This window comes from Poseidonocella sp. HB161398 (genome assembly GCF_005870025.1).
Lineage (GTDB): Bacteria > Pseudomonadota > Alphaproteobacteria > Rhodobacterales > Rhodobacteraceae > Mangrovicoccus.
This window is the reverse complement of the sequence record NZ_VATA01000145.1, coordinates 1-6204: the sequence shown is the minus strand read 5'-3', so window position 1 is coordinate 6204 and position 6204 is coordinate 1. Positions and strand designations below refer to the sequence as shown.

2 protein-coding genes and 1 pseudogene are annotated in these 6204 nt (G+C 72.1%); 2 read left to right on the top strand and 1 reads right to left on the bottom strand.

Translation table 11 applies throughout. The annotated features are described in order from the left end of the window. Positions 1 to 539: 539 nt before the first annotated feature. Positions 540 to 2405 (bottom strand): heavy metal translocating P-type ATPase, encoded by a 1866-nt coding sequence (locus tag FGX59_RS35745; protein ID WP_138473330.1) that lies wholly within the window; start codon positions 2403 to 2405, stop codon positions 540 to 542. A gap of 1131 nt (positions 2406 to 3536) precedes the next feature. On the opposite strand from FGX59_RS35745, the gene FGX59_RS35740 reads away from it, so the two are divergent. Both FGX59_RS35740 and FGX59_RS35735 read left to right on the top strand, forming a co-directional pair. Then, on the top strand, positions 3537 to 4787 hold the full coding sequence (locus FGX59_RS35740) for a serine hydrolase (RefSeq protein ID WP_171061000.1): 1251 nt from the start codon (positions 3537 to 3539) through the stop codon (positions 4785 to 4787). A gap of 154 nt (positions 4788 to 4941) precedes the next feature. Beyond that, positions 4942 to 6006: pseudogene (locus FGX59_RS35735) on the top strand (transposase); the annotation flags it as partial. Between the last annotated feature and the right edge of the window lie 198 nt (positions 6007 to 6204).

Sequence of the window (6204 nt, the reverse complement as noted above, 5' to 3'; positions counted from 1 at the left end):
GTTCCCTGAGGTCGAGCTCGACATGCGCCATCTGGCAATCTCCTGTTTTCACGAAGAATAGTGGAGATGTCGCAAGCCAGGATAGAATGTACCGAAGACTATGGAGCAGGCCTGTTAACCTGCATTATGAAAATAATTCCACTCTGCCGGACGCTCCGCCTGGTGGCAGCCAAGGCCCGACTCGGCCGCCCGCGGGACAGAGTCCCGGCCGCATCCGGATCGGGCCAGCCTGCAGGCCCGGGCCGCCGCCTGCGGGGACCCGGCCGGGTCACATGCGCGACCGCTTCAGAATAGAGGACTGGCCCGATCCGGCCGGCCTCGGGACAAGGGCGCAGCGGCAGCCGGGTCGGGCCCGGGGGCGCATTCGCCTCGGCTGGCGCGAATGGAGCCGGATCCCACACGGCCTCCGAACTGAGCCCGCCGATCCCCGACCCGATCAATCTTCCCTTGGACGTGAACCGGGTTGATTTTCCGAAGGCGGACAAGCCTGTCGATCCCAGGAACGGGACAGCCTCGGGAGACGCTCCTCTGGCAGGCCGCTACCCGACGGCAGGGCCCGGCAGGTCCCGCGGCGCGATGCGCAGGGCACGCAAGGCATTGAGGATCACCGCCACGTCGATCGCCTCCTGCAGGAGCGCCCCCTCGACCGGGCTCAGATGGCCGAAGGCCGCCGCCAGCATGCCGAGCACCGAGAGGCCGATCCCGGCCACCACGCTCTGGAGCGCGATGCGCCGCGCGCCGCGGGCGATCTCGATGCCGGGGATCAGCCGCTCCAGCTTGTCGACCAGCAGAACCACATCCGCCGCCTCCGCCGAGGCCGCCGCGCCGCGGGCGCCCATCGCCACGCCGATATCCGCCGCCGCCAGCGCTGGGGCGTCGTTCACCCCGTCGCCCACCATCATCACCGGCCCGTCCTTGCGTTCGCTCAGCACCAGGAGCACTTTCTGGTCGGGGCTCAGCCCGGCGCGGATGCCGTCGAGCCCGAGCCCGCCGGCCACCTGGTGCGCGACCTCGCTGCGGTCGCCGGTGGCCAGGAGGATCCGGCCGATGCCCTGGCGGCGCAGGGCCGCCAGCATCTCGGCCGCGCCCTCGCGCAGAGGGTCGGACATCACCAGCCGACCTGCCGCGCGGCCGTCGAGCGCCACCGCCACATGGACCTCTCCCGGCGACCGGCCCCCGGCGTCCGCGGCCGCAGCCTCCCCGGCCAGCCGCGCCACGAACCCGTCGCCGCCGACGGCGACGGCGCGGCCCTCCACCCGGCCCTCGAGCCCCTCGCCCGGGGTCTCGGCGATCGCCTCGGGCAGCGGCAGCGCCAGGCCCCGGGCCTTGGCCGCGGCCACCAGCGCCTGCGCCACCGGGTGCTTCGACCCCTGGTCGAGCGCCGCGGCGAGGCGCAGGATCTCCTGCTCTGCGGTGCCGTCATGGCTGTCGATGGCGACGATCTGCGGCCGCCCGTCGGTCAGCGTGCCGGTCTTGTCGAGGATCAGCGTGCGGATCCGCGCCATCGCCTCGAGCGGCTTGGCGCCCTTGACCAGCACGCCGAAATGCGCCGCCCGCGACAGCCCCGCCACCAGCGCCACCGGCACGGCCAGGATCAGCGGACAGGGCGTGGCCACGACCAGAACGGCGACGGCGCGGATCGGGTCTCCGCTGGCGGTCCAGGCGGCCCCGGCAATGGCCAGCGTCACCGCCAGGAAGCCCAGCGACCAGCGGTCGGCCAGCCGCGACATCGGCGCCTTCGAGCGCTGCGCCGATTCGACCAGCCGGACGATCCCGGCATAGGTGCTCTCCCCGGCGCCGCAGGTGGCCTCGAGGTCGAAGGCGGCTCCGGCATTGGTCGCGCCGCTCATCGCGAAAGCGCCCGCGCCGAGCTTCACCGGCATCGACTCGCCGGTCAGCGCCGACATGTCTAGAAACGCCGAAGCGGAGGCGATCCGCCCGTCCGCCGGCACCGTGTCGCCCTGGCGGATCAGCAGCCGGTCGCCGGGGCGGATCGCGTCGAGCGGGACATCCTCCAGCCGTCCGTCGACATAGCGCGCGGCGCTGCGCGGCACGCGGGCGAGAAGCTCGCTCATGTCGTGGCGCGCCCGCCCCTCGGCGAAGCGCTCGAGGAAGCTGCCGCCGGAATACATCACCGCCACCACCGCCGCGGGCAGCGCCTGGCCGAAGGCCAGCGCGGCGGTCATCGACAGGAGCGCGACGATGTCGAGCCCGACCTCGCCCTGGCGCAGGCCGCGGACGATCTCGGCAAGGAGCGCGGCCAGCACAGGCAGGACGCCGGCCGTCCAGGCCAGCGCGGCCGCGCCGCCGCGCCCGCCGGCATGGAGCGCCAGCCCAATGGCGAGCCCGGCCAGGGCCACCAGCAGGAGCGCCGTCCCGGCGCGGTCCGTCCGCTCGGTCTCCATGCCGCGCCTAGCCTCCGGACAGGGGCCGCGCGGCCCCGCCCCGGCCATCGAGGAAGGGGCAGGCTTTGGCAGAGGGCCCAGATGCGGCGGGGCAAGACCGGGCGGAGCGGCCGCGGCGCGTGACTTGGCCCCTGGGGCCGGCGGCATTGTCCAGACCGGTCCCGCGGCGCGGCGGCGAAGCGCCCCGGATGCGGCTCTCACCGGCGGGCCGGGCGCGTCCGGGTCTCTGTCCGGGCGAGCTCGGCAGGGACCGTGGCGGGTGGGATGTGGCAGCGACGCTTGTGCCCCGCCGCAATCCGGAACGCGCGCGATGGCGCTCTGCCATGAGGCCGGCAATTGCTGCCAACAGGGTGGCTGGTGCAGGAGACCGCCGCAGCACCACCCAGGGCCGCGCAAGCCCGCCGCCGTGCCGCAGGCCTGCCAGCATGCCTGCACCCGGGCGCGGACCCGGCGCGTTCCGGAGCAGGCCCGGAGCCCCGGTCAGCGCATCTGGTTCATGGACGTGCCGCGACAGGCCATGGGGCAGCGCGCGGGCCTCCCCGGCCCCTGGCTCGGCGCCTCTCGGAGGGTCGCCGGGGACGATGCCGCCCGCCTTTTCGTACTGGCGGCAATGCCCGGAGCTTGATCCCGCCTCGACCCGACATGCTGCGGAAGAACGCGACGCCATGCGCGCAGCCGATGCCCCGCCCGACCATGCGCTGGATCCGCCTCGGGGCGCGGCACCGCTCTGGCCGCTGCCGCGGAATGGGGCGCCCGGCGGGCGAAGTCGAGACGTCATGACGGTCCTTCCGGCTGTGATCGTCCCGGCGGGCGCGCCTCCGGGAACGGCATGGCTGGCTGATGCTACGCGGTGCCCGAGCGCGCCGGCAAGAGGCGTTTCGCGCCACCCCCCGCCCGGCGGCAGAAGCGCGTGGCCGCCCGCAGGGGACGTCGGACGGCCCCGCCCCCTGCCCGGCCCCGCCCCTGCCCGGCTCCGACCGCTCTGCCGCGGCGGGCCCGCTGCGCCAGACCCGCGCAGCCTCCGGCAGGCATCGCCCAATTCATTGACAAATGAACCATCTGCCGGATTGTCTCGTCCCGGGGCGCGGCCGCGCGCAGCGGCAGAGATCTTTCCAGGAGGATATTTTCACCATGACCACCTTTTCACGGGCCGGTTTCTCACGGAGCAGACGGCGTCCAGCCGCCGTCCTGGCCGTGCTTTCCCTGGCGCTTGCGCTGTCCGGACAGGCCGCCCGCGCCGATCTGGCCGGCGACATCCAGACCATGCTCGACAGCTATCTCGACGAGCGCAGCGGCATCGAGGGCAATACCGGCGCCTCGGTCTTCGTCGGCATGAGCGGCTCCGGACCCGATATCGCGGTCTATTCCGGCACCACCTCGCGCGAGGGCGGCAGCCCGGTCACGGGCAATACGCTCTTCCAGATCGGCAGCAATACCAAGGGCTTCACCGGCGCGCTGATGCTGGCGCTCGAGGAACGCGGCAAGCTATCCATCGAGGACACGGTGGGCGACTGGCTGCCGCAATACGCCGCCTGGAAGGACGTGACGATCGCCGAGCTGCTGCACATGATCAGCGGCATTCCGACCTATTCGGAAAGCCCGCAGATGAACGAGGCCTTCGTCAACACGCCGGATAGGCATTTCGCGATGGAAGAGCTGGTGGCCTTCGCGGATCCCCTGGCGGGTGCCGAGCTGCCGCCGAACAGCGGCTATTTCTACTCGAATACCAACTACCTCCTGGCGGGGATGATCGCCGAGAAGGCCTCGGGGATGAGCTACCGCGAGGCACTGGAGACGCTGCTTTTCGCGCCGGCCGGGCTGAGCGACACCTATTACGAGGAAGAGGCCTATACCGGCGACGTGCTTGCGCGGATGTCGAGCGGCTATTTCAACAACCCCGCCTGCACCCTCTACGAGCCCGATTGCGAGACCGGCGCGCTGGTGCCGCTGATCGGCCGCGACGTGAAGGCCGACGATGTCAGCTGGGCGGGTCCGGCCGGGGGCATCGTCGGCTCGCCGCGCGAGCTGGCCACCTGGATCCGCGCGCTCTTCGACGGCAAGGTCCTGTCCGAGGCGTCGCTCGCCCGCTTCGTCCAGCCGGTCTCGCTGAAGACCGGGGAGCCGATCGCCGACGTGACCGAGGACGACCCGGCCGGCTTCACGCTCGGCATCGTGCGGATCACCGGCCGCGGGCTCGAGCCGATGTACTACTATCTCGGCATGACGCTGGGCTACCGCGTGGCCTTCCTGTTCTCGCCCGAAGACGATCTGATCGTCAGCGCGGCCACGAACAGCCAGCCGCCCGAGGGCGAGGACGGGTTCCTGCCGCTGATGATCGATCTCTACAAGACGGCACTGGCCGAGAAGACCCAGGCCGGCTGAGCCCGAACACGCACGGGCGCGGCGGCAGGGGAAGGCGCCGCCGCACCCGGATGCATGACGGGCGCGTCCCTTTAGAAGGCTGCCGGGACGCTCCTGCCTCGACCCCCGTGATGGAACATGGTGCGGGATCGCCGCCAATGAGGCGGAGGTGGCGATGCGTCGACCGGACAAGCTGGCAGGATCGCTGTTCAGCGGCAACGGCCTCGAGACAAGCATTCCGGAGGGGCACCCGCCGCGCAAGGCCAAAGCCGTCGCCAACGCTGCGCTGCGCTCCCCGGATGCCGGGTTCGACCGTCCCGACGCCGGCCAGGGCCGTCCCTCCGTTGCGCCGGAACGACTGATCCCTGCCAGCGTTCTGCAGATCGCCGACGCGATCCGGTCCGAGCGGCGGCTGCATGGAGCAGATGGATTGCAACCTGTTGCTCCGCCGGTTCGCGGGGCTCGGCACCGACGATGCGGTCGGGGCCCCGACCGGGTTCACGCAGACCCGCGGCCGGCTGCTGACCGCGGACAGGTCCCGCGGGATCATGGCTGCCAAGCAGGCGCATCGCGGGGTGGCGCCGCTGCTGTCCGATGATCACTTCCCGGTCGACGCCATGTCGGCGAAGGCCCGGGCACCGATGAAGAGCTTCGAGCCTTTGGACAATGCGGTGCCCGACCGGGACGGCGCCCCGGGTGACCGGCCAGATGGCGTTTCCCGCGCCTAACCCTCCGATCCGTCCAACCCCGGGCCCGAACCCATGATCCGCCCCGCGCGCCGCAACCGCGATTCCGAAGACGATTTCCGGGGGAACGGCGCTCCGACGCAGCCCACGCTTCGATGACCGATCCCGATGCCCGGCTGGTCAGGACGTCGCCCGGCGCAGGCGCGATGCCGTGCTTCATGGGACGAGGAGGATCAGCGGGCCCTCCAGTGGAAGGACCGCCCGGCGACTGCGGGGATGGAGACCCGCTCCGGCGTCATCGTGCAGGCCGACCTGACGCAGGCGGACGGCCGCGCCGAACGGCCTGCGTCACCGCCACTCGCCCGGATCGCCCCGGCGCCTGGCGCTGGCAGGGGATCGCGGCCAGGACAACGCCGACGTCGCCGAACTGCGCCAGATGGCGGTCACGCCGCATGCCGCAGACCCTGTATCGCGGCATCGAGCGCGGTCGGGCATGCCTCACCTGGACAATGGCGGCCTGCCACCTGGCGGGGCTGCCGAACCCACCCGCAGCCAGAGCCAAGAGGCCGCTGCCGGATCTGCTCGTCCCGCATCCAGCTCGCCACCCACGGGCAACCGTTTCGCAGGGAGGCGTTTTCCAGCACCCTGCCAGCGCGAGGGTTTCGCCGAGGGCGGAGCCCTTCGAGCAGAGGCGGCCGCGATTGGCGGGGTGGGCGGGGTCGCCCTTGATGGCGAGGTCGCCCGTGCCGTCG

Excerpts from the sequence above, each read along its gene's own strand:
- FGX59_RS35745 (WP_138473330.1), bottom strand. The coding sequence starts at position 2,405 with ATGGAGACCGAGCGGACGGACCGCGCCGGGACGGCGCTCCTGCTGGTG.
- FGX59_RS35740 (WP_171061000.1), top strand. The coding sequence starts at position 3,537 with ATGACCACCTTTTCACGGGCCGGTTTCTCACGGAGCAGACGGCGTCCA.